23 protein-coding genes are annotated in these 23,268 nt (G+C 71.8%); 11 read left to right on the top strand and 12 right to left on the bottom strand.

Annotation, left to right across the window (positions count from 1 at the left end; genetic code table 11):
• Positions 1 to 128: 128 nt before the first annotated feature.
• From EDD90_RS21480 to EDD90_RS21460, 5 genes are all read left to right on the top strand, one after another.
• Complete coding sequence (locus EDD90_RS21480; RefSeq protein ID WP_221305120.1) at positions 129 to 1,094, top strand: substrate-binding domain-containing protein; 966 nt, start codon at positions 129 to 131, stop codon at positions 1,092 to 1,094.
• A 113-nt stretch (positions 1,095 to 1,207) separates the two neighbouring features.
• Positions 1,208 to 2,692 carry a hypothetical protein gene (locus tag EDD90_RS21475; RefSeq protein ID WP_123974583.1) on the top strand — a complete coding sequence of 495 codons (1,485 nt, stop codon included), beginning with the start codon at positions 1,208 to 1,210 and terminating at the stop codon, positions 2,690 to 2,692.
• Positions 2,693 to 2,767: 75 nt separating this feature from the next.
• Positions 2,768 to 3,682: a sortase gene (locus EDD90_RS21470; RefSeq protein WP_123974582.1), complete on the top strand. Its 915-nt coding sequence runs from the start codon at positions 2,768 to 2,770 to the stop codon at positions 3,680 to 3,682.
• A 66-nt stretch (positions 3,683 to 3,748) separates the two neighbouring features.
• Positions 3,749 to 4,567 (top strand): phosphate ABC transporter ATP-binding protein PstB, encoded by an 819-nt coding sequence (pstB, locus tag EDD90_RS21465; RefSeq protein ID WP_221305205.1) that lies wholly within the window; start codon positions 3,749 to 3,751, stop codon positions 4,565 to 4,567.
• The gene (locus EDD90_RS21460) at positions 4,564 to 5,310 is read left to right on the top strand and encodes a hypothetical protein (protein ID WP_123974580.1); all 747 of its coding nucleotides are present in this window, start codon (positions 4,564 to 4,566) and stop codon (positions 5,308 to 5,310) included. Before pstB ends, EDD90_RS21460 begins: the two co-directional genes overlap by 4 nt.
• Before the next feature lie 25 nt (positions 5,311 to 5,335).
• Here the strand turns inward: EDD90_RS21460 and EDD90_RS21455 are convergent, their stop codons facing one another.
• The 4 genes from EDD90_RS21455 to EDD90_RS21440 form a co-directional block, all read right to left on the bottom strand.
• Entirely contained in the window at positions 5,336 to 6,523 is a 1,188-nt protein-coding gene (locus EDD90_RS21455; RefSeq protein ID WP_123974579.1) for a hypothetical protein, read from the bottom strand.
• A 177-nt stretch (positions 6,524 to 6,700) separates the two neighbouring features.
• Entirely contained in the window at positions 6,701 to 8,332 is a 1,632-nt protein-coding gene (locus tag EDD90_RS21450; RefSeq protein WP_123974578.1) for a phospho-sugar mutase, read from the bottom strand.
• A 389-nt stretch (positions 8,333 to 8,721) separates the two neighbouring features.
• Positions 8,722 to 9,546 (bottom strand): purine-nucleoside phosphorylase, encoded by an 825-nt coding sequence (locus tag EDD90_RS21445; RefSeq protein WP_123974577.1) that lies wholly within the window; start codon positions 9,544 to 9,546, stop codon positions 8,722 to 8,724.
• 195 nt (positions 9,547 to 9,741) lie between these two features.
• Positions 9,742 to 10,182: a gamma-glutamylcyclotransferase gene (locus EDD90_RS21440; RefSeq protein WP_123974576.1), complete on the bottom strand. Its 441-nt coding sequence runs from the start codon at positions 10,180 to 10,182 to the stop codon at positions 9,742 to 9,744.
• 96 nt (positions 10,183 to 10,278) lie between these two features.
• Between EDD90_RS21440 and EDD90_RS21435 the strand changes: the two genes are divergently transcribed.
• Positions 10,279 to 11,727, top strand: a complete 1,449-nt coding sequence (locus tag EDD90_RS21435) for an NAD(P)H-quinone dehydrogenase (protein WP_123974575.1) — start codon at positions 10,279 to 10,281, stop codon at positions 11,725 to 11,727.
• A 166-nt stretch (positions 11,728 to 11,893) separates the two neighbouring features.
• Positions 11,894 to 12,853 (top strand): DeoR/GlpR family DNA-binding transcription regulator, encoded by a 960-nt coding sequence (locus tag EDD90_RS21430; protein ID WP_123974574.1) that lies wholly within the window; start codon positions 11,894 to 11,896, stop codon positions 12,851 to 12,853.
• 34 nt (positions 12,854 to 12,887) lie between these two features.
• Here EDD90_RS21430 and EDD90_RS21425 read toward each other — a convergent pair whose 3' ends face one another.
• Complete coding sequence (locus EDD90_RS21425; protein WP_123974573.1) at positions 12,888 to 13,427, bottom strand: TetR/AcrR family transcriptional regulator; 540 nt, start codon at positions 13,425 to 13,427, stop codon at positions 12,888 to 12,890.
• A gap of 74 nt (positions 13,428 to 13,501) precedes the next feature.
• Positions 13,502 to 15,274, bottom strand: a complete 1,773-nt coding sequence (locus EDD90_RS21420) for a biotin carboxylase N-terminal domain-containing protein (protein ID WP_123974572.1) — start codon at positions 15,272 to 15,274, stop codon at positions 13,502 to 13,504.
• 430 nt (positions 15,275 to 15,704) lie between these two features.
• Between EDD90_RS21420 and EDD90_RS21415 the strand changes: the two genes are divergently transcribed.
• The gene (locus EDD90_RS21415) at positions 15,705 to 16,268 is read left to right on the top strand and encodes a hypothetical protein (RefSeq protein WP_260327983.1); all 564 of its coding nucleotides are present in this window, start codon (positions 15,705 to 15,707) and stop codon (positions 16,266 to 16,268) included.
• Here EDD90_RS21415 and EDD90_RS21410 read toward each other — a convergent pair.
• From EDD90_RS21410 to EDD90_RS21400, 4 genes are all read right to left on the bottom strand, one after another.
• Positions 16,240 to 16,842, bottom strand: coding sequence for a nucleoside triphosphate pyrophosphatase (locus EDD90_RS21410; RefSeq protein WP_123974571.1), 603 nt, complete (start codon positions 16,840 to 16,842; stop codon positions 16,240 to 16,242). The two genes, EDD90_RS21415 and EDD90_RS21410, sit on opposite strands and share 29 nt — an antisense overlap.
• Before the next feature lie 37 nt (positions 16,843 to 16,879).
• A complete protein-coding gene (mmpB, locus tag EDD90_RS57460; protein WP_260327982.1) occupies positions 16,880 to 17,008 on the bottom strand; it encodes a morphogenic membrane protein MmpB in 129 nt (42 codons plus the stop codon).
• 104 nt (positions 17,009 to 17,112) lie between these two features.
• Positions 17,113 to 17,325 (bottom strand): acyl-CoA carboxylase epsilon subunit, encoded by a 213-nt coding sequence (locus EDD90_RS21405; protein ID WP_123974570.1) that lies wholly within the window; start codon positions 17,323 to 17,325, stop codon positions 17,113 to 17,115.
• A gap of 9 nt (positions 17,326 to 17,334) precedes the next feature.
• Positions 17,335 to 18,930, bottom strand: coding sequence for an acyl-CoA carboxylase subunit beta (locus EDD90_RS21400; RefSeq protein ID WP_123974569.1), 1,596 nt, complete (start codon positions 18,928 to 18,930; stop codon positions 17,335 to 17,337).
• Between the two features lie 110 nt (positions 18,931 to 19,040).
• Here EDD90_RS21400 and EDD90_RS21395 point away from each other — a divergent pair, with 110 nt between their 5' ends.
• Together EDD90_RS21395 and EDD90_RS21390 are read left to right on the top strand one after the other, a co-directional pair.
• Positions 19,041 to 19,907, top strand: coding sequence for a biotin--[acetyl-CoA-carboxylase] ligase (locus EDD90_RS21395; RefSeq protein WP_123974568.1), 867 nt, complete (start codon positions 19,041 to 19,043; stop codon positions 19,905 to 19,907).
• A 280-nt stretch (positions 19,908 to 20,187) separates the two neighbouring features.
• The gene (locus tag EDD90_RS21390) at positions 20,188 to 21,300 is read left to right on the top strand and encodes an adenylate/guanylate cyclase domain-containing protein (protein WP_123974567.1); all 1,113 of its coding nucleotides are present in this window, start codon (positions 20,188 to 20,190) and stop codon (positions 21,298 to 21,300) included.
• 31 nt (positions 21,301 to 21,331) lie between these two features.
• Here EDD90_RS21390 and EDD90_RS21385 read toward each other — a convergent pair whose 3' ends face one another.
• Together EDD90_RS21385 and EDD90_RS21380 are read right to left on the bottom strand one after the other, a co-directional pair.
• Entirely contained in the window at positions 21,332 to 21,628 is a 297-nt protein-coding gene (locus tag EDD90_RS21385; RefSeq protein ID WP_221305119.1) for a hypothetical protein, read from the bottom strand.
• 72 nt (positions 21,629 to 21,700) lie between these two features.
• The gene (locus tag EDD90_RS21380; protein ID WP_260327980.1) at positions 21,701 to 22,261 is read right to left on the bottom strand and encodes a hypothetical protein; all 561 of its coding nucleotides are present in this window, start codon (positions 22,259 to 22,261) and stop codon (positions 21,701 to 21,703) included.
• A 208-nt stretch (positions 22,262 to 22,469) separates the two neighbouring features.
• On the opposite strand from EDD90_RS21380, the gene EDD90_RS21375 reads away from it, so the two are divergent.
• Entirely contained in the window at positions 22,470 to 23,264 is a 795-nt protein-coding gene (locus tag EDD90_RS21375) for an enoyl-CoA hydratase/isomerase family protein (protein WP_123974566.1), read from the top strand.
• The last annotated feature ends 4 nt before the right edge of the window (positions 23,265 to 23,268 follow it).

Genomic DNA, 23,268 nt, shown 5'->3' with positions numbered 1-23,268 from the left:
GATTTGGTGGCCGCCGCGATCTGCCGTGCGGAATTGTTTACGGCGGTCGGCCTCGGGAAACCGGTTCCGGCCGTGCATTCCCCGGAAACCGTGCATTCCCCGGAATTCGTATTCACGGAGGAGAAACAGTGAACGTCAAGTCCCGTGCACGTCTCGGTGCTGTCGTCGGCGTCGCCGCCCTCGCCCTCGGTGCCATGGCCGCACCGGCCGTCGCGGACCCGGCGGACGGCAGCCACCGTCTGCTTGCCGGCGTCGGCTCCGACACCACTCAGGACGTCGTGAACGGCCTGAGCGAGACGGTCGACGGCGGCGGCACCATCGCCTCCTACGACGCCACCGGCTCCGCCACGATCCAGACGCGTGACACCGGCTGTGTCATCAACCGACCCAACGGCTCCTCGGCGGGCATCGACGCGCTGCGCAACGCCGTCGACAACAACACCGGCTGCCTGGACTTCGCGCGCTCCTCGCGGGTGCCGGCCGACACCTCCACGACCGACCTCACCTGGATCCCGTTCGCCCGGGACGCCGTGACCGTCGCGGTCCGCTCGGACAGCGCGCTGAACAACAACCTGAACCTGACCACGGCTCAGCTGGCCGCCATCTACACCTGCCAGACCACGACCCTCAACGGCGTGACCCTGGCCCCGCTGCTGCCGCAGGCCAACTCCGGCACCCGCTCCTTCTTCCTCGGCCAGATCGGTGTGACCGAGGCCCAGGTCGGCTCCTGCGTCGGCACCATGGAGGAGCACGACGGCCGGTACCTGACGGCGGCCGGCAACATCGCGCCGTACTCCATCGCCAAGTACATCGCGCAGACCAGCGGTGTGGTCGACGACATCCACGGCGCCACCGTCCTCGGCAAGGTCAACGGCGTCTCCCCGACCAAGGCCGACGGCACCCTGAACGTCAGCTTCCCCTACTCCCGCGACGTCTACGACGTCGTCCCGACCTCGAAGCTGAGCGACTCGGTCATCAACCCGACCTTCGTCGGCGCGAACTCCAGCGTCTGCGCCGAGACCGCCACGATCGAGCTCTACGGCTTCGGCGCGATCAGCAACTGCGGCACCACCACCCTCAAGGGCGAGCGCTGACCAGCACCTCTCCCTGAACCGCACCACGGCCGGGCACCCCTCGCGGGTGCCCGGCCCAGCGGCGCTTCCCACGCCCCGTTCCCGACCGCAACCACCTCTGGGGGGACCACCTCATGAACGGCCAGGCAACACCGAGATCGCCGCTGCGATCACCCGTCTCGCTGCTGATGTGCTGCGCGCTGCTGCTGGGCGCGCTCGCGAGCGTGCTGGCGTTCGCCGGCCGGGCGAGCGCCTTCACCTCGGCGGGCAAGTTCACGCTGTCGCCCGCCTCCGGCAGCATCACCGACGCGCCGATGGCGATCACGTCCGCCACCACCGACTCGCCCTGCCCGAGCGCCGCCACGATCATGTACATGTGGCTGCTCAAGCCGGGCAGTACCACCGCCGGCCTGCAGCTCGCCAAGAGCTCGGCCGGGGACACCATCTCCACGACCGCGCCGTTCACCGTCCCGATGACCGGCAGCACCGGCAACCCGTCCCTGGAGACCCGGCTGCGCGGCTACATCACGGACGGCTCCTCCCTGGACGGCCGGTACACGCTCGCCCTGGCCTGCGGCGCGGGTACCTCGGCCGCCGCGTTCATGGCCACCGTCCAGGTCAGCGGGACCACCTGGAGCCTCGTCCAGGCCCAGCCCACCAGCACCGCCCTGACCGCGGACGGCGGCACGACCGGCGCCGCCCTCACCCTCACCGCCGCGCTGACCCCGAGCGGCGCCGCCGGAACCGTCGCCTTCTCGTACGCCACGAGCGCCGACGCCACGCGCACCTCACTGGGCACGGCGACCGTCACCGACGGCAAGGCGGTGCTGACCACCACGGCCCCGGCGACCGCGGGCAGTTACCTGTACTACGCCACGTTCACACCCACCAGCACCGACGCCTACAGCCCCAGCGAGGCCTCGCAGCGCGTGGTGATCACTGCGCCGAGCCCCTCCCCGTCGCCCTCCGCCAGCACCAGCACCAGCCCGAGCCCCAGCGGCTCCGCGTCCCCCAGCGGCTCGTCCTCGCCCAGCGACTCGCCCTCCGCGTCCGCGTCCGAGTCCACGAACCCCGACCTCACCGTCACCGACGAGGACGGCAACACCCTCGGGGCCGACCCGAACCTGACGGCCGGCGAGAAGGTGAAGATCACGGCCCGCGGCTACGACGCCGGTGCCACGGTCGGCGTCACCCTCGCCGACAGCGACGCCAAGTTCGACGACGCCACCGCCGACACCGACGGCACCGTCACCGACTACTCCTTCACCGTGCCGAAGGACATCGCCGACGGCGACCACGTCCTGACCCTCGCCCAGGCCGGCGGCAACAGCGTCGACTTCCCGTTCACCACGGGCGCGTCGAGCGGCAGCCCGAGCCCGTCCGCCGGTGACACCTCCGGCTCCGGCACCTCCGGCAGCGGCTCCTCCGCGGGCTCGTCCGGCGGTTCGGGAAGCGGTGCGATGGCCTCGACCGGCGCCCAGATCGGCGCGTACGGCGCCGGCGCGGTCGCCCTGCTGTGCGCGGGTGCCGCGCTGGTCGTGCACGTCCGCCGCAAGGGCCTGCTGACCTTCGCCGACGTGTTCGGCGGCGGCAACAGCGACACCCCGAAGCACCTGTGAGCCCACGTACACCCGACCGGCCCGGGACGGAACCGAACCCGTCCCGGGCCGCATCCGCCTGAGGAGCGCACCACCGTGACCGTGCTCGCCCCGCCGCCCCCGGCGCCTCCCCTCATCCGGCAGGCCGGGGAACGGCCGCCTGCGCGCCCCGGGCTCGCCCTGGCCGGGGCCGCGTTGTGCGTGCTCGCCGCCGTGCTGCTCGGCTTCGCCGCGAACCTCACCCTCGTCGGCCACCTCCAGCACGCCCGGGACCAGCGCACCCAGTACGCCGAACTGCGCAAGGAACTCGCCGAGGGCACTGCCCCCGTGGGCCAGCGGACCTACGACGGCAAGCCCCTCGCCCCCGGCGCCCCGGTCGCCCTGCTGCGCATCCCCGCGCTCGGCACGAAGGAGGTCGTCGGCGAGGGCACCACCTCCGGCATCCTCATGAAGGGGCCGGGGCACCGCCGCGACACCCCGCTGCCCGGCCAGGCCGGCACCGTCGTGATCATGGGCCGGCAGTGGGCCTACGGCAGCCCCTTCCTCAAGATCGGCGACCTGCCCGTCGGCAGCCGGATCGAGTTCACCACCGGCCAGGGCAGGTCCGTCTACGAGGTCACCGGCATCCGCCGGGCCGGCGACGAACTGCCCGCCCCCCTCACCTCGGGACAGGGCAGGCTGACCCTCATCACGGCCACCGGCGGCCCGTACACCCCGAACGGCGTGCTGCGCGTCGACGCCCGCCTGGTCACCGCCGTCCAGCCCAACCCGCCCCGGCTGCTGCAGACCGGCTGGATCACCCCGGCCGAGGAGGCCCTCGGCACCGACGGCGATGCCTGGCTCGCGGTCTTCCTCTGGTCCCAGGCGCTGCTGGCCGCCGCGCTGCTGACCGTGTGGACGTACCGGGCCTGGGGCCACTGGCAGACCTGGATCTGCGCGGTGCCGGTCCTGCTCTCCCTCGGGCTCGCCGTCTCCTCGGCCCTCACCCGGCTGCTGCCGAACGTCCTGTGACCCCATGAAATAGCGTTCTGATACGGGAGTTGATGCACGGTGTCGTCGTCCGACTTCATCGACACGATCGTCCAGCCGGCCGTCGTCCCCGGCGCCGGACCCGCCGCCGGACCGGCCACCCTCCAGGCCGAGGAGGTCTCCGCCTGGTTCGGCGACCACAAGGTCCTCGACCGGGTCTCGCTGACCATGCCCGCCCGCCGGGTGACCGCGCTCATCGGCCCGTCCGGCTGCGGCAAGTCGACCTTCCTGCGCATCCTCAACCGGATGCACGAGCTGATCGGCTCCGCCTCGCTCTCCGGCCGCGTGCTGCTCGACGGCGACGACATCTACGACCGCGGCCGCCGCATCACCCACGCCCGCCGTGAGATCGGCATGGTCTTCCAGAAGCCCAATCCGTTCCCGGCGATGTCGATCTACGACAACGTCGTGGCCGGACTCAGGCTCAACGGCGTGAAGGCGACCCGCGAGAACAAGGACGACCTGGTCGAGGAGTGCCTGACCAAGGGCGGCCTGTGGAAAGAGGTCAGGGACCGGCTCCGCCAGCCCGGCGGCGCGCTCTCCGGCGGTCAGCAGCAACGCCTGTGCATCGCCCGCTCGCTGGCCGTACGACCCAGGGTGCTGCTGATGGACGAACCCTGCTCCGCCCTCGACCCGACCTCCACCCGGCGCATCGAGGAGACCATCGCCGAGCTCAAGTCCGAGGTGACCATCGTCATCGTCACCCACAACATGCAGCAGGCGGTCCGGGTCTCCGACAAGTGCGCGTTCTTCCTCGCCGCCCAGGGCACTCCGGGTGTGATCGTCGAACACGGTGACACGGACGCGATGTTCGACTCCCCGCAGGACGAGCGCACGTCGGACTACGTGAACGGACGGTTCGGGTGACGGCCGGTCCGGGACGGGCGCTGCGGGCACTCGTCGCCCTGCTCGCCGGGATCCTGCTCGCCGGCTGCGCGGAGGCGGAGGGGGTGGACGCGGCACGGACGGGCGACACGGCGTCGGCCACGTGGTCCGGTGCCGCCGTCGCGGCGGGGGACACCGGCCGTGCCGTACCGCCCGCCCACGCGTCGCCCTCCCCGAGCGCCACCCGCACGCGCACCCGTATCGTGCCCGTGCCCGCGCCGACGGCTACGACCCGGTCGCCCACCCCCGCGGCCACCCGCGTCAAGGGGCCCGATCTCTCCCGGACCCCGTCCCCTTCGCCCACCGCCTCCGCGAAGGCGACGGCCAAGGCCGCCGCCGGCCTCACCGCGGCCGTCGGCCGCGCCGTCATCCGCATCGGCGACTGGTCGTCGTACGTCGCCCGCGGGGGCCAGGACGCCGTCGACGCCTGCCGGAACGCCGTGCAGTGGACCGGCCCCGACATCGGCCGCGAGGACGGCTACAAGCTGCGCACCGTCGTGATCGTCGGCCACGACTACTGCGGCGGCTACGACCGCTTCGCGCAGCTCCCCAAGGGCACCCGGGTCACCCTCACCACCACCAGGGGCACCTACACCTACGAGGTGTACGCCGACTACGTGACCCCCGGCCGGGGAGTACCCGCGGCCGGGCTGTACTGGGGCGATCTCACGCTCCAGTCCTGTGTCGGCCCGGACACCGGCTTCAGTTACCTCGTGCGGCTCTGACCGAGGCCTCCGGGCGGGGCAGGTGTCACGGCGCGCTCGGCCACACCAGCAGCATGTACGCCCCGAAGTACGCGGATCCCAGGACCGTCGCCGCCAGTACGAGCGCGCGCAGTCGTCCCGAGGCGCGGGCGAGATACCCGGCGACCGGCAGCAGCAGCGGGAAGCCGGGGAGGAGGAAGCGGGCGCGCGGGAAGTAGACGCCGCCGCTGGCCAGCACGATCACCAGGAGGACTCCGGTGAACACCAGCAGCGGCACCGGCTGCCGGTCCCACACCGCGCACCCGAACAGCACCACCGACACCAGCATCGTCAGGCTCACCACGACCAGGAACAGCTCCGGCCGCGAGACCTGCCCGAACAGCTGCCGCAGCCAGCGCACGGTCTGCGCCCCGCCGTCCAGCTCGTTGTGCCACATCCGCTGTACGGCGAAATAGCCGTCCCAGCGGCCGAGTCTGAGCCCCACCCAGCCGACGTACGCGCACCAGCCGAGCGGGGCCGCGAGAGCCGCCGTCAGGGCGCGTGCCGAGAAGCGGGAGCGCAGGGAGAGCAGCGCGGTCACGGTGACGGCCGCGGCCAGTGCGATGCCCGTCGGCCGGGTCAGCCCGGCGAGGACCGAGCCCGCCGCCGCCCACAGCCAGCGTTCGTCCAGCACCGCGTACAGCGTCCACGCGGCGAACGCCGTGAACAGCGACTCGGTGTACCCCATCCACTGGACCAGAGCCACCGGGTACGCCGCCCACAACACCGTGAGCAGCACCCCTGTGCGACGCCCGGCCACCCGGTCGCCCACCGCGAACACCCCCCAGGCCGCGAGGAGCGACGCGAGCATGGCGATGCCCAGACCGGTGCTGGCCCGGGTGCCCGGGGTCAGCACGGCGACGGCCTTCACCAGCAGCGGGTACAGCGGGAAGAACGCCAGGTTGTTGTGGTCGTACGCGAGGCCCAGCTCGTGCGCGTACCCGTGGTCGGCGATCCCGAGATACCAGCGGGAGTCCCACTGCGTCGCCAGCATCGGCCACACCCCGTGGTGCCGCCGGTGCGCCCAGACGGCGAAGAACGCCAGCCCGGTCAGCCGTACGGCGAGATACGCGGCGAGTGCGGGAGCCGCCCGGCGCAGCGCGTGCCGGGGGACGGGCGCCATGGGTCGGTGGGGTCGTCGTCGGGTGCCCGGGATGTGCCCGCTGGGGACGGTGTCGGGGGCGGTCGAGGACACGGCGGCGGCTCCAGTGCGACGGCTGCGGCGGGCGGTACCGGTGCGTTCGGCAGCGGTTCGTTCGGTACCGGTTCACCGTTCCCCGGGAGCCGGGGCGGGGAGCGGTGGGTGGGGCGGTCGCCGCCGCGAAATCACCCGTTGGGGTGCCCCCGGGCGGGGAGGCACCCCCACGGGGTGTCAGATGCCGGCCGCCGCCGACAGGTCGTGCTTGATCGCGGCCAGGGTGCGGGCCGCCTCGGCGTGGGCCGCCGGGAGGCCGGCGTGCGCGGCCACCGGGACCACGACCTCCAGGTAGCACTTCAGCTTGGGCTCGGTGCCGCTGGGGCGGACGATGACCCGGGCGCCGGTGAGGGTGTAGCGCAGGCCGTCGGTGGGGGGCAGCTTGTCGGTGCCCTGGGTGAGGTCCTCGGCCCTGGTGACGGCGCGGCCCGCGAGTTCGGTGGGGGGCTGCTCGCGCAGGCGCCGCATCGCGTCGGCGATGAGGGAGAGGTCCTGGACGCGGACCGAGAGCTGGTCGGTGGCGTGCAGGCCGTGTTCCACGGCGAGGTCGTCGAGGAGGTCGAGGAGGGTGCGGTTCTCCTCCTTGAGCTGTGAGGCGAGTTCCGTGATCAGGAGGGCCGCGGTGATGCCGTCCTTGTCGCGGACGCCCTCCGGGTCGACGCAGTAGCCGAGGGCCTCCTCGTAGCCGTAGCGCAGGCCGTCCACTCGGGCGATCCACTTGAAGCCGGTGAGGGTCTCCTCGTACGGCAGTCCCGCCTTCTCGGCGATCCGGCCGAGGAGGGAGGAGGAGACGATCGACTCGGCGAACACGCCGGTCGCGCCGCGGCGGACCAGGTGGGCGGCGAGGAGGGAGCCGACCTCGTCGCCGCGGAGCATGCGCCAGGCGTCGCCGTCCTTGACGGCCACCGCGCAGCGGTCCGCGTCGGGGTCGTTGGCGATGATCAGGTCGGGGTCCGTCTCGCGGGCCTGGGCGAAGGAGAGGTCCATCGCGCCGGGTTCTTCCGGGTTGGGGAAGGCGACGGTCGGGAAGTCCGGGTCCGGGTCGGCCTGAGCGGCGACGAGGACGGGGGTGGGGAAGCCGGCGCGGGCGAAGGCGGCGAGGAGGGTGTCCCTGCCCACGCCGTGCATGGCCGTGTAGACCGTGCGGGCGGTGCGGGGGGAGCCGGGGGCCAGGACGGCGTCCGTACGGGCCAGGTAGGCGTCCAGGACGGTGTCGTCGAGGGTTTCCCAGCCGGTGTCCGGGCGGGGGACGTCGTGCAGGCTCGCGATCGCGTCGATCTCGGCCGCGATCTCCGCGTCTGCCGGCGGGACGATCTGGGAGCCGTCGCCGAGGTAGACCTTGTAGCCGTTGTCGCGGGGCGGGTTGTGGCTGGCGGTGACCTCGATGCCGGCGACCGCGCCCAGGTGGCGTATGGCGAACGCCAGGACGGGGGTGGGCAGGGGGCGGGGGAGCACGGCCGCACGGAGGCCGGCGCCCGTCATCACGGCGGCGGTGTCCCGGGCGAAGTCGGCGGACTTGTGGCGGGCGTCGTAGCCGATGACGACGGTGCCGGTGCCCTGGCCCTGCTTCTTCAGGTACGCGGCGAGACCGGCCGCGGCGCGGATCACGACGGCGCGGTTCATGCGCATCGGGCCGGCGCCCAGCTCACCGCGCAGGCCGGCGGTGCCGAACTGCAGCGTGCCGGCGAATCGGGCCGACAGTTCCTCCGCGTCGCCGGTGTCGATGAGCTTGGCCAGCTCGTCGCGGGTGTCCGGGTCGGGGTCCTCGGCGAGCCAGGTCCTGGCCCGGGCGATGAGATCGTCTTGCACGGTCGGTCTCCTGGTCTCGGGTGGTTCGCGTGGATGCCTGCGGCGCCGGTGCGGCTTCGGTGGGGGTGCGCGTGGCGCCTACGGGTGGTGGGTGGGCCGGGGAGGGGAGTCTCCGTCCTCGGACCGGTGGTGCTGTCTCTCGGGTTGCGCGGGGTGTCGAACGCCGACCGCTGCGGGCGGAGACTCCCCACCCCGTCCCCTTCCCGCCGTGGGCGGCTCCAGAGTCCCACCAACCTCGGAGACGGTGACTGCGGCGCCCCGGGTTCGTCGTCGCCTGTCTGCCGGACGGTGGCTGCAGCGCCCCGTCAGGGGCGCGGGGAACTGCGCGACCAGCCACCACGAGCCCGTAGACGCTTTACGACCGTACGTGGCACCCCCTACGGCGTCCTTCAGAGCCTGCCCAGTACCTGCGCCAGCAAGGAACCCATCTGCGCGGCACTGTCCCTACCCGCCTGCAGGACCTCCTCGTGGTTCAGCGGCTCGCCCGTCATGCCCGCGGCGAGGTTGGTCACCAGCGAGATGCCCAGCACCTCGGCGCCCGCCTCGCGCGCGGCGATCGCTTCGAGGACCGTCGACATGCCCACCAGGTCCGCGCCGATCACGCGGGCCATGCGGATCTCGGCCGGGGTCTCGTAGTGCGGGCCGGGGAACTGGGCGTAGACGCCCTCTTCGAGGCTGGGGTCGATCTCCTTGCACAGGGTGCGCAGGCGGGGGGAGTAGAGATCGGTGAGGTCGACGAAGTTGGCGCCGACGATGGGGGAGGTCGCCGTCAGGTTGATGTGGTCGCTGATCAGGACCGGCTGGCCGGGGCGCATGCCCTCGCGCAGGCCGCCGCAGCCGTTGGTGAGGACGATCGTCTTGCAGCCGGCGGCCACGGCGGTGCGGACGCCGTGTGCGACGGCGGCCACGCCCCGGCCCTCGTAGTAGTGCGTGCGGCCCAGGAAGACCAGCGCGCGCTTGTCACCGATGGCGTAGGAGCGGATCTTGCCCCCGTGCCCCTCGACGGCCGGCGGCGGGAAGCCGGGCAGCTCGGTGACCTGGAACTCGGCGTCGGGAGCGCCCAGGGCGTCGACGGCCGGAGCCCAGCCGGAGCCCATCACGAGGGCGACGTCGTGGGTGTCGGCGCCCGTGAGCTCGCGCAGGCGAGCGGCGGCCGCGTCGGCGGCGGCGTGGGGGTCGCCCTGGATGTCGTCCGGAAGAAGAGATGCGTTCACGCCGATGAGAGTAGCTGGTCTGGGCCTACGCGCGTAGATGACGGAGGTCACGGGATGGCGATCGTTGTCTTGTCGTTTCCAACGAGGGGTGCGGGTGAGGGTGGTCACTCGTCGGTGATGCGTACGTCCTCGTCGTGGGAGATCAGGAGGCGATGCCCTTGTCGATCAGCCGGCCACCGGCCGTTGCGGCCCGCCTCAGCAGGGGCGCTTGCGCAGCTCCATCACGTAGTCGTGGGGCGCTCCCGCCGATTCCGCCGCGTCCGCGACCTCGCCCAGGTAGCGCGCGGACGGGAGGCCGCCCTCGTAGCCGTCCAGGACGTAGAGCCAGGCGGTCTCCTCGCCCTCCAGGGTGTGGACACGGACCCGGGCGCGGCGGTAGATGCCCAGGCCGACGCCCTCCCAGCGGTCCATGGACTCCTCGTCCATCGGCGCGATGTCGTAGAGGCCGACGAAGACCTGGGAGAGGGGGTCCTCGACGATCGTCGCCAGCGCGCCTTCCCAGCCCATCTGCTCCCCGCCGAAGGTCAGCCGCCAACCGTTCAGCCATCCGGTGGCGCGCAGGGGGGAGTGCGGGGCGCGGCGGGACATCAGCCGCGCGTCGAGATTGCCGGCATACGCGGCGTAGAGCGACGACATGGAGAGAGGGTACGGCAGCCGTCCCGCGCGTCACTCCTGCCCCAGGAAGCACCGGGTGCCGCCCCCGGGCAGTAGCACCTTGAGGCGTGCGGGACAATGGAGTACGTGACTCGGATCGTGATCATCGGTGGCGGACCCGGCGGCTATGAAGCGGCGCTGGTGGCCGCGCAGCTCGGCGCGGAGGTGACCGTCGTCGACTGCGACGGTCTGGGCGGGGCGTCGGTGCTGACCGACTGTGTGCCGTCGAAGACCCTTATCGCTACGGCCGAGGTCATGACGACCTTCGATTCGTCGTACGAAGAGCTGGGGATCATCGTCGCCGATGACACCCCGCCCCTGGAGCAGGCGGCGCGGGTGGTCGGGGTCGATCTGGGGAAGGTCAACCGGCGGGTCAAGCGGCTTGCGCTCGCCCAGTCGCACGACATCACGGCCTCGGTGACGCGTGCGGGTGCGCGGGTCATGCGGGGGCGGGGGCGGCTGGAGGGCATGCAGGCCCTGGACGGGTCGCGGAAGGTCGTCGTCACCGCCGCGGACGGCAGTGAGGAGACCCTCGTCGCGGACGCGGTGCTGATCGCCACCGGTGGTCATCCCCGTGAGGTGCCCGACGCCCTGCCCGACGGCGAGCGGATCCTGAACTGGACGCAGGTGTACGACCTGACCGAGCTGCCCGAGGAGCTCATCGTGGTCGGGTCGGGTGTGACCGGTGCCGAGTTCGCCGGTGCCTATCAGGCGCTGGGGTCGAAGGTCACGCTGGTGTCTTCGCGGGACCGGGTACTGCCCGGTGAGGACCCGGACGCGGCGGCTGTGCTGGAGGACGTCTTCCGGCGGCGTGGCATGAACGTCATGGCCCGGTCGCGTGCGGCCGCCGCCAAGCGGGTGGGGGACCGGGTCGAGGTCACGCTCGCGGACGGGCGGGTCATCAGCGGGTCGCACTGTCTGATGGCCGTGGGTGCCATTCCGAACAGCGCGGGGCTGGGGCTGGAGGAGGCGGGCGTCAAGCTGCGCGACTCCGGGCACATCTGGACCGACAAGGTGAGCCGGACGAGCGCGCCGGGTGTGTATGCGGCGGGTGACGTGACCGGTGTCTTCGCTCTCGCGTCGGTGGCCGCCATGCAGGGGCGTATCGCCATGTACCACTTCCTCGGTGATGCCGTGGCGCCGCTGAACCTGAAGACCGTGTCGTCCAACGTGTTCACCGATCCGGAGATCGCGACGGTGGGCTACACGCAGGCGGACGTGGACGCCGGGAAGATCGACGCCCGGGTGGTGAAGCTGCCGCTGCTGCGCAACCCGCGCGCCAAGATGCAGGGCATCCGGGACGGCTTCGTGAAGCTGTTCTGCCGGCCGGGGACGGGGATCGTGGTGGGCGGTGTGGTCGTGTCGCCGCGCGCCTCGGAGCTCATCCATCCGATCTCGATCGCCGTCGACAACAATCTGACGGTCGAACAGATCGCGAACGCGTTCACCGTGTATCCGTCCCTTTCGGGGTCGATCGCCGAGGTCGCACGGCAGCTGCACACACGGAAGACCGGCAGCGAGGTCTGACGGCCGGAACCGACTCCCCGCTGGTCACGGGGAGTTGTCGAGCATGCGTGCGGCATAGGCGGCTGGCCCAGGCCCTATACCACTTACGACCCTGCCGTGCGAACAACTTCTGCTATTCGGCGCAAACTGCTGAAAGCAGACGGTCGTTGGGGTTACTGTCAGTTTCGTGTTCGCTGCAGAACGTCGCCAATTGATCCTCGAAATGGTGCGAGCGAACGGGGCCGTGTCGCTCCGTGAGCTCGCCCGCGTCGTCCAGACCTCCGAAGTGACCGTACGGCGGGACGTGCGCGCACTGGAGGCAGAAGGACTCCTCGACCGCCGGCATGGCGGTGCGGTACTGCCGGGCGGGTTCACGCGGGAGTCCGGCTTTCCGCAGAAGTCTCATCTCGCGACCGCCGAGAAGACGGCCATCGCCGATCTCGCCGCGGGCCTCGTCGAAGAAGGCGAGGCCATCGTGGTCGGGGCGGGAACCACCACACAGGAACTCGCACGCCGCCTGGCGCGGGTACCCGGACTCACCGTCGTCACCAATTCCCTGCTGGTGGCGCAGGCGTTGGCCCATGCCAACAGAGTCGAGGTCGTGATGACCGGCGGGACCCTGCGCGGTTCCAACTACGCCCTCGTCGGCTCCGGTGCGGAGCAGTCCCTGCAGGGGCTGCGGGTCTCGAAGGCCTTCCTGTCGGGCAGTGGCCTGACGGCCGAGCGGGGACTGTCCACGTCCAACATGCTGTCGGCGTCCGTCGACCGGGCGCTGGTGCAGGCCGCCTCGGAGGTCGTGGTCCTCGCCGACCACACCAAGCTCGGTACCGACACGATGTTCCAGACCGTGCCGACCGACCTCGTCACCCGGCTGGTCACCGACGAGCCTCCCGCCCACGACGACCGGGCGGCCACCGAGCTCCAGGCCCTCGCCGATCAGGGGGTGCAGATCGCCGTGGCTGGGGCTTCGGGAAACCCGGGGGGTGACCAGGTCCCGGCGCGGCAACAGCATCAACAGCGTCGGGACGTGTCCCTTCCGGGGCCGCGGCGAGGCGTGCCGGGGAACGGGCTGCGGTCCGCGTCGGTGCTGGGGGAGCCGCCGGCCGGGGCCGAGCGGGGGCGGGTCGCCGATATGCGGCGGCGGTAGCCGCACATGAATACGGCTCCCTGCCCCTGGGGAGTCAGGGCTTCAATCCGTTCAGAGTCAAGGTCAACAAGCGATCCGCCAAGGCCGGATCTCCCGGTGACTCCTCCGCTGCCAGGGCGATGGCATGCGTGAGTTGGAGCAGGTCGGTGATCTGTACGCCCTCGCGTACCTTCCCCGACTCCTGGGCACGGGTCAGCAGTGCGGCGCCCGCCTCCCTCATCGGGGTGCCGCAGCGGGACAGGGCCGAGTCCGAAGACGCCGACATCAGGGCCTTCGACAGGCCCCGGTACGCGGCCGCGTGGCTGACCACCTCGTGGAGCCAGGTCAGCAGGGCCTGGCACGGGTCGGGGGCGGTCAGCAACTCGCGGGCTCGGAACAGGAGTTCGTTCACCGCGTCCTCGAACACCGCGCTCATCAGGGCATGCCGGTTCGGGAAGTGGCGGTAGAGGGTGCCGATGCCCACGCCCGCCCGGCGGGCCACATCCTCCAGCGAGGCGCCGGTGCCGTGCTCGGCGAACACCGTGCGGGCCTCGGCGAGCAGCCGGTCGTGATTGCGGCGGGCGTCGGCACGCATGGGCCGTTCCAGAAAGTCGGGTGCCCGGCGAACGGTCGGATGCCGTTCGCCGGGCGACGCGGTTCGGGGTGTCGTCAGTCCTTGATCTCGCAGATCAGGGCGCCGGAGGTGAGGGAGGCGCCGACCTCGGCGGCGAGGCCCTTGACGGTGCCGGCCTTGTGCGCGTTGAGCGGCTGCTCCATCTTCATGGCCTCCAGGACGACGATCAGATCGCCTTCCTTGACCTCCTGGCCCTCCTCGACCGCGACCTTGACGATCGTGCCCTGCATGGGCGAGGCGAGGGTGTCGCCGGAGGCGGCCGGGCCGGACTTCTTGGCGGCGCGGCGCTTCGGCTTGGCACCCGCGGCGAGGCCGGTGCGGGCCAGGGTCATGCCGAGCGAGGCGGGCAGCGAGACCTCCAGGCGCTTGCCGCCGACCTCGACGACGACCGTCTCACGGCCGTTCTCCTCCTCGGCCTCGGCGTCGGCCGGGGCGGTGAAGGGCTTGATCTCGTTGACGAACTCGGTCTCGATCCAGCGCGTGTGGACCGTGAAGGGGTCCTCGGAGCCGGTGAGCTCGGGCGCGAACGCCGGGTCGCGGACGACGACGCGGTGGAAGGGGATGGCGGTGGCCATGCCCTCGACCTGGAACTCGTCCAGGGCCCGGGCGGCCCGCTGGAGGGCCTCGGCGCGGGTGCGGCCGGTGACGATCAGCTTGGCGAGCAGGGAGTCCCACGCCGGGCCGATCACACTGCCGGCCTCGACGCCTGCGTCCAGGCGGACACCGGGGCCGGAGGGCGCGTCGAAGCGGGTGACGGTGCCCGGGGCGGGCAGGAAGTTGCGGCCCGGGTCCTCACCGTTGATCCGGAACTCGAACGAATGACCGCGCAGCTCCGGGTCGCCGTAGCCGAGGGCCTCGCCGTCGGCGATCCGGAACATCTCACGGACCAGGTCGATACCGGCGACCTCCTCGGTCACCGGGTGCTCGACCTGCAGACGGGTGTTGACCTCCAGGAACGAGATCGTGCCGTCCTGCCCGACCAGGAACTCACAGGTACCCGCACCGACGTAGCCGGCCTCCTTGAGGATGGCCTTGGAGGCGCGGTACAGCTCGGCGACCTGGGCGTCGGAGAGGAACGGCGCGGGGGCCTCCTCGACGAGTTTCTGGTGGCGGCGCTGGAGCGAGCAGTCACGCGTGGAGACGACGACCACGTTGCCGTGGGTGTCGGCCAGGCACTGGGTCTCCACGTGCCGGGGGCGGTCCAGGTAGCGCTCGACGAAGCACTCGCCGCGGCCGAACGCGGCCACCGCCTCACGCACCGCCGACTCGTACAGCTCCGGGACCTCCTCCAGGGTGCGGGCGACCTTCAGACCGCGTCCGCCACCGCCGAAGGCCGCCTTGATCGCGATCGGCAGGCCGTGCTCCTCGGCGAACGCCACCACCTCGTCCGCGCCCGCGACCGGGTCCGGGGTGCCGGCGACCAGCGGGGCACCGGCACGCTGGGCGATGTGACGGGCCGCCACCTTGTCGCCCAGGTCACGGATGGCCTGCGGGGGCGGGCCGATCCAGGTCAGGCCCGCGTCCAGGACCGCCTGCGCGAACTCCGCGTTCTCCGAGAGGAAGCCGTAGCCCGGATGGACGGCGTCCGCCCCGGCCTCACGGGCGGCGTTGAGCACCTTCTGGATGTCCAGGTAGCTGGTGGCGGGGGTGTCACCGCCCAGGGCGAACGCCTCATCCGCGGCGCGGACATGCAGAGCGTCCCGGTCCGGGTCCGCGTAGACGGCCACGCTCCCGATCCCGGCGTCCCGGCAGGCCCGGGCCACGCGGACAGCGATTTCGCCACGGTTGGCGATGAGCACCTTGCGCACGATTGAGGCTCCCTCCTTGAAACAAGCCGAGTTTAGGGAAGGCCGACACGGCACTTCGACCCGTCCCCAATGGTGAGCTTGCCCACACGGAGCGTGATGCGAGGCTCGCCCTACCCGTGAAATCCCTTGTCGCACCGAGGTACGCAGGACTCCTCCGGGAAACCCTAGCCCCGTGATGTGCTCAAGGTCTCTGTGAGAGCGTGCCGCGCCCCACAACGTTTCTTTGTCGAGTCCCTACGAATGGCCCAACGAATCTTTGCTGCCGCCCGAACCCTTGTCCCCCGCTTTACCCGTTAGTAGCGTTCGCGATGCTGAATAAGACACTGCGGCCCGAAGGGCCACCTTGAGGGGTGGTGGTCGGGCGGCGGGTGGGCGAACTTCAAGTAACACCGGCTCGGTGCGGGCCGGAGACGGAAGTGGGTGGGGACCGGTGGTGCGCAGACCGGTGGCGTGGGTCGTGGCGGTCGTACTCCTCGTCGAGGCACTCGGCATCGCGGCGCTCAACTGGTTCACGGGAGAGGTCGTCAGCCGGCAGAACATGTCGATGGCCGGCCTCGACCCGGACAAGATGTCGATGTCCGCGAAGATCGGCGGTGTGGTCTTCGGCCTCTACTTCGCGCTCTGCGCCCTGGTGGCCCTGCTGGTCGCCATACGCAACCGCGCGCCCGCCGGCCTCGGCCGGGTCCTGCTGATCAGCGTCGCGGTCGTCCACGGCCTGCTGGGCGCCCTGGTGTGGGGCCTGATCGGCTGGCAGGCGTTCCTGTTCATGGTGGTCGTCCTCGCGCTCGTCGTCCTGCTCCTGATGACGTACGACCGCGCGGACGAGGCCGGCGCCGGGGCGGACGCCGACGGGGGCGAGGACGGCGGCGAGGGCGGCCTCGGTACCGGTCCGGGTCCGCAGGACGGCCCCGGACCGGAAGCGGAACCGGAGCCGGTGACGAAGGACGCGCCGGCCGCCGGACCGCTCACTCCGCCGGCGCCCACAACTCCGTGATGCCGACGCCGAGCTCCGCGAGCAGCCGGCGGACCAGGGGCAGGCTGATGCCGATCACGTTGCCGTGGTCGCCATCGATGCCGTCGATGAACGGCGCGCTGCGGCCGTCCAGCGTGAACGCACCCGCCACGTAGAGGGGTTCGCCCGAGGCGACGTACGCGGCGATCTCCTCGTCGGTGGGCTCGCCGAACCGTACGACGGTGGACGCGGTCGCCGAGGCGTGCCGGTTGGTCGCCGTGTCCCAGACGCAGTGCCCGGTCTGCAGGGTGCCGGCCCGGCCGCGCATCGACTTCCAGCGGGCGGTGGCCTCCTCGGCGTCCGCGGGCTTGCCGAGGGCCTGGCCGTCGAGGTCCAGCACGGAGTCGCAGCCGATCACGATCGCGCCGTGCACGTCCGGACGGGCGGCGACGACGGAGGCCTTGGCCTCGGCGAGGGCGAGGGCCAGATCGGCCGGGGTGGGGGCGGTGACGGCGTCCTCGTCGACACCGCTGACGATCACCTCGGGGGTGAGGCCTGCCTGGCGCAGGAGGTTCAGCCGGGCGGGGGACTGGGAGGCGAGGACGAGTCTGCGCATGGCGTCAGCGTATCGGTGCGGGCCGACAGGGGGACTCTCATCTCACGCCGAGCACGATCATCAGCAGGAGCATCACCAGGGCCAGGAAGACGCCGAGCCGCCGGAGGGTGTTCTGCATGTCCTGCAGGTCCTTCGGCGGCTCGTCTTCGGGGTCCGACCACAGCATGTCACCAGCGTGCGGCTCGGCCGACCCAGGGCGCCTGAGTAGGGGTACTCAAATCGGAGCCCAGGGAGTACTTCTGTGCGCGGTTCCCCGTGCCCCTGAGATACCTAGGCAGGCCAGTAGGTGCGGCTCCAGGCGCTCTGGCCCGGCTGCGGTAGCCGGTGCTGGGCGATGCGGGCCGGGTCGGACCATGCGTCCTTCGTCCCCGGGGCCTGGTCGGGGACGGCCGCCGTCATGGCCGCCGCCCTCGCCCTTACCACCGCCAGTGCGGCGGCCAGCTCCTCCGGGGTCGGGTTGCCCCGTACGACTTTGATCGTCACAGCGGCTCCTTACAGGGGGATGTTGCCGTGCTTCTTCGGGGGCAGGGACTCGCGCTTGGTGCGCAGCTGGCGCAGGCCCCGTACGACATGACGGCGGGTGTCGGACGGCATGATCACCGCGTCGACGTAGCCGCGCTCGGCCGCCGTGTAGGGGTTGAGGAGGGTGTCCTCGTACTCCCGGATCAGTCGGGCGCGCACCGCCTCCAGGTCCTCCCCGTTCGCCGCCGCCTCGGCGATCGTGCGGCGGTGCAGGATGTTGACCGCGCCCTGGGCGCCCATGACGGCGATCTGGGCGGTCGGCCAGGCGAGGTTGAGGTCGGCGCCCAGGTGCTTGGAGCCCATGACGTCGTAGGCGCCGCCGAAGGCCTTGCGGGTGATGACGGTGATCAGGGGGACCGTGGCCTCGGCGTAGGCGTAGATCAGCTTGGCGCCGCGGCGGATGATGCCGTCGTGCTCCTGGTCGACGCCGGGGAGGAAGCCCGGGACGTCCACGAAGGTGAGGACCGGGACGTTGAAGGCGTCGCAGGTGCGGACGAAGCGGGCCGCCTTCTCGCTCGCCTTGATGTCCAGGCAGCCGGCGAACTGCATCGGCTGGTTGGCGACGATGCCGACCGGGTGGCCCTCGACACGGCCGAAGCCGGTGACGATGTTCGGGGCGAACAGGGCCTGCGTCTCGAAGAACTCGGCGTCGTCCAGGACGTGTTCGATCACCGTGTGGATGTCGTACGGCTGGTTCGCGCTGTCCGGGACGAGCGTGTCCAGCTCCAGGTCCTCGGCGGTGACAGCGAGGTCGGCCTCCTCGGGGAAGACCGGGGCCTCGGAGAGGTTGTTGGACGGCAGGTAGGACAGCAGCTGCTTGATGTACTCGACGGCGTCCTTCTCGTCGCCGGCCATGTGGTGGGCCACGCCGGAGACCGAGTTGTGGGTGCGGGCGCCGCCGAGCTCCTCGAAGCCGACGTCCTCGCCGGTGACCGTCTTGATGACGTCCGGGCCGGTGATGAACATGTGGGACGTCTGGTCGACCATGACCGTGAAGTCGGTGATGGCGGGGGAGTAGACCGCGCCGCCGGCGCAGGGCCCTACGACCAGGCTGATCTGCGGGATCACACCGCTCGCGTGGGTGTTGCGGCGGAAGATCTCGCCGTAGGCGCCGAGGGAGGCGACGCCCTCCTGGATCCGGGCGCCGCCGGAGTCGTTGATCCCGATGACCGGGCAGCCGGTCTTCAGGGCGAAGTCCATCACCTTGACGATCTTCTGGCCGTAGACCTCGCCGAGGGCGCCGCCGAAGACGGTGAAGTCCTGGGAGAAGACGGCGACGGGCCGGCCGTCGACGGTGCCGTAGCCGGTGACGACACCGTCGCCGTACGGCCGGTTCTTCTCCAGGCCGAAGTTGGTGGAGCGGTGCTGGGCGAACTCGTCCAGCTCGACGAAGGAACCCTCGTCGAGGAGCAGCTCGATCCGCTCACGGGCCGTCAGTTTGCCCTTGGCGTGCTGCTTTTCGACCGCGCGCTCCGAACCGGCGTGTGTCGCTTCATGGACACGGCGCTGGAGATCCGCGAGCTTCCCCGCGGTCGTGTGAATGTCGATCTCTTCCGGCTCGGACATCGGGATGCGGCTCCCTGCCTGCTCAAAAGGGGGGACGGTTACTCATTCGTAGAGTAGTGGCGTGCCTACCAAACGGCGGTGCGGCGTACAACACACCTAGGGTGGCTTGCATGACGCCGCGAGATGCAGAAGACGACAACAACAATCGTTGGTCCGACCTGGACCGTCCACCACTCAGTGCCACGGCGCTGCGCAGGGCCGTGGTGCGGGAGGGCGGGCTGTGGAGCGATGTGGAGGTCGTCCAGCGCATCGGCTCCACCAACAGCGAGCTGGTCTCCCGGGCGGCGGCGGGCAAGGCCGTGGAGGGCACGGTGCTGGTCGCCGAGGAGCAGACGGCGGGGCGGGGCCGCCTGGACCGGCAGTGGACGGCGCCGCCCCGGTCGGGCCTGTTCTTCTCGGTGTTGCTGAAGCCGGCCGAGGTGCCGGTGGCCCGCTGGGGGTGGCTGCCGCTGCTCACCGGCGTGGCGGTGGCGACGGGTCTGGCGCGGGCGGCGGGCATCGACACGGCACTCAAGTGGCCGAACGACCTCCTGGTCACCGTCGGTGACGAGGAGCGCAAGACCGGGGGCATCCTGGCGGAGCGGGCCGGGGAGGACGCGGTGGTGGTCGGCGTGGGCATCAACGTCACGCTCCGCGTGGAGGAGCTGCCGGTGCCGCAGGCGGGGTCGCTGGCGCTGGCGGGGGCGGTGAACACGGACCGGGATCCGCTGCTGCGGGCGGTCCTGCGGTCGTTGGAGGACTGGTACGGGCGCTGGCGCGGGGCGGGCGGCGACCCGGCGCGCAGCGGACTCCAGGAGACGTACGCGGCCGGCTGCTCGACGCTGGGGCGCACGGTGCGCGCCGAGCTGCCGGGGGACCGTTCGCTGGTGGGGGAAGCGGTGGCGATCGACGGCGACGGAAGACTGGTCCTGGCCACGGCGGACGGCGTCCAGGAACCGGTGGGAGCCGGCGACATCGTCCACTTGCGACCGGCGTAAGGGCAGCGCGCCCCGTAGGGGCGCTGGGGGTACCCAGCGCCGAAGGCTGGGGGAGGAACCGCGCGACCAGCCCCCACTCACCCGCAGCCGGAACGCAAGGCGATCCCCGCGAGGGTCTGGGGGCGGCAGTCCCCAGTGAACGCTCACCGCAACACCGCCCCGCACTCACCACCCCGCAACCTCTGATGTCGGCTTACCTCACGAAGTGAGCTACCGCACACCTGCCGTAGAGTTGAGGCCGGTCGGTATGCGACCGCGGTAGATCGGAAGGGCAGTACGCGTGACCGTCGACGACACGGGCTCCGGCGAGGGCGCGGACGCCGCCGACTCCGGCGAGGACCCCCTCGCGCTGCGCCTCGAAGGCCTGATCCTCGGAGCCGAGCGCCGCTACACCCCGTTCCAGGCGGCCCGCAGCGCCGGTGTCTCGATGGAGCTGGCGTCGAGGTTCTGGCGCGCGATGGGCTTCGCCGACATCGGGCAGGCCAAGGCGCTGACGGAGGCCGACGTGCTGGCCCTGCGCCGGCTCGCCGGTCTCGTCGAGGCGGGGCTGCTCAGCGAGGCCATGGCCGTGCAGGTGGCGCGGTCCACGGGGCAGACCACCGCCCGTCTGGCCGAGTGGCAGATGGATTCCTTCCTGGAGGGCCTGACCGAGCCTCCCGAGCCGGGTATGACCCGCACCGAGGTCACGTACCCGATCGTCGAACTGCTCCTGCCCGAGCTGGAGGAGTTCCTCGTCTACGTCTGGCGCCGCCAGCTGGCCGCCTCGGCCGGCCGGGTCGTGCAGGCCACCGACGACGAGGAGATGGTCGACCGCCGGCTGGCCGTCGGGTTCGCCGACCTCGTGGGGTTCACCCGGCTGACCCGGCGCATGGAGGAGGAGGAACTCGGCGAGCTGGTCGAGGCCTTCGAGACCACCGCCGCCGACCTGGTGGCGGCCCGTGGCGGCCGGCTCATCAAGACCCTCGGCGACGAGGTGCTGTACGCCGCTGACGACGCGGGCATCGCCGCCGACATCGCGCTGCGCCTCGTCGAGACCATGGCGCACGACGAGACGATGCCGGAGCTGCGCGTCGGCATGGCCTTCGGGACCGTGACCACCCGAATGGGCGATGTCTTCGGTACGACCGTGAACCTCGCCTCCCGCCTCACCTCCATAGCCCCCCGCGACGCCGTCCTGGTGGACAGCGCGTTCGCGGAGGAACTGATCCGGGTGGGCGAGGCCCCGGCGTCGGAGGCGGCCGCCGCGGAGGAGGCGGCGACCGCCGAGAAGGAGGGCGAGGAGCCCCCGACGTACCGCTTCGCACTCCAGCCGATGTGGCAGCGCCCGGTCCGCGGCCTGGGCGTGGTGGAGCCATGGCTGCTCACCCGCCGGGACGAACCGCCGGCCCCCTGATCCTCCCGGCCGGCGGCACCGCTCTGCCGGATCAGTCCCCCAGGAACCACAGGTAGAGATGCGATGTGCGCTCCACCTGCAGGCAGAGCGCTTCGATCTCCGCTGCCGTGTCCTGTCCCAGGAGCTCACGCACCGACCGGTCGGCGAGCTCCTGCCGAAGCCTCACGGTCTGCCGCGAGTTGAACATCGTGTCCGCGTACGGCAGCAGGCTCCCCAGGAAGGGAAACCTGTCGGCGTCCACGTGCTGCAGCGTGGTCATCCAGTCCAGTTGGGACGAACCGTGCGCCACGATGTCGCCGGTCTCCTCTCGTACCTGAATGCTGATCATCGGATTCCTCGTCGCTCCGGGGGCCGTGCCAGTGTGGCCGTGGCGGATGGACACGAGGTGAACGCAGGCCGCTCACCCGGCCCGACGGGGAGTCGTGGCCGCGAGCGGGTCCACGCACAGGCCGACGATCGGCAGGCAGACGCCCACGCCGGGCTGGTGCGCGCCGGCGGTCGAGGACGGGGCGGGGGTGGTCGCCGGGGTGCTGGTGGCCCGTGGTGGAGGTGGAGGGCTCGTCGGTCGTGCCGGGGCGGTCGGGATGGTCGTCGGGACCGTGGCAGGGCCGGGCGGCGCGATGGGCGGGGACGACGGCGACACGGACGGCGCGGCGGCCGCCGTGGTCGTGGGTGTCGCGCTCGTGCCGCCCATGACGTCGGCCGCCGAGGGGGTCGCCCTGAGGACCGCGCCGACGCTGACGGCCGTGTTCGCGGACCGGTCCGGTGTCGCGTCGGCGGTCGGGTCCAGCCGGGGCTCGGCCTCCGCCGTGCCGGGTGCGCCGGCACCGCTCTCCGGGACCAGGTGTACGAGGCTCAGCGCGCCGGCCGCCAGCGCGAGCCCTCCGGCGGTGAACAGCACCTTGCGCGGCCGGGGCTTGCGGTGCCGTCCCCGGCGACCGGCCGACGGAGTTCCTGTCATGACATCCCCTCCTCGCCGCGCGCCCCCGATGCGCCGTGGCGAGCGCACGTTATGCGCTCCTGTGGGGCGTGCGCCGGGAGTCTCCCGGGATGTCACCCGAACGAGGGTGTTCGAGACTGGCCGAGGGCCTTTTCCCGGGCCTGCCCCGGCTGCGATGATCGGGCGGTTAACAGTCGTTAACTCGTTGGCGAGTCGAGCGGAGGGTGTCATGAGCGAGGAGCGGTACGGGGAGTTCGTGCTGGTACGGCGGCACGGTCACGTCGTGGAGCTCGTACTGGACCGGCCCAAGGCCATGAACGCGGTGTCGGCGGAGATGGCCCGCTCCATCGTGGCCGCGTGTGCCGCGCTGGGCGCCGACCGGGACGCACGGGTGGTGGTGCTGACCTCCTCGCACGAGCGGGCGTTCTGTGTCGGCGCCGACCTGAAGGAGCGCAACTCGCTCACCGACGCGGAGCTGCACCGGGCGCGGCCGCTGTCGCGCGGGGCGTACACCGGTGTGCTGGAGCTGCCGATGCCGACGATCGCCGCCGTGCACGGCTACGCGCTCGGCGGGGGCTTCGAACTGGCGCTGTCCTGCGATGTGATCGTGGCCGACGGCACGGCGGTGGTGGGCCTGCCGGAGGTGTCGGTGGGGGTGATCCCGGGCGGCGGCGGTACGCAGTTGCTGCCCCGCAGGGTCGGAGCGGCCCGGGCGGCCGAACTGATCTTCTCGGCGCGGCGGGTGGAGGCGGCGGAGGCGCACGAGCTGGGCCTGGTCGACGAGCTGGTGGCGGCGGGGCAGGACCGCGCGGCCGCCCTGGCGCTGGCGGAACGCATGGCCGCGAACTCGCCGGTGGGGCTGCGGGCGGCCAAGCGCGCGCTGCGGCTGGGCCATGGGCTGGACCTCCGGGCGGGCCTGGAGATCGAGGACGCGGCCTGGCGCACGGTGGCCTTCTCGGGCGACCGCACGGAGGGAGTCGCAGCCTTCAACGAGAAGCGCAAGCCGGAGTGGCCGGGCGAATGAAGAA

Source organism: Streptomyces sp. Ag109_O5-1 (assembly GCF_003814875.1).
GTDB classification, from domain to species: domain Bacteria; phylum Actinomycetota; class Actinomycetes; order Streptomycetales; family Streptomycetaceae; genus Streptomyces; species Streptomyces sasae.
Note: the sequence above shows the minus strand (reverse complement) of the source record. Positions and strands in the feature narration are given on the sequence as shown.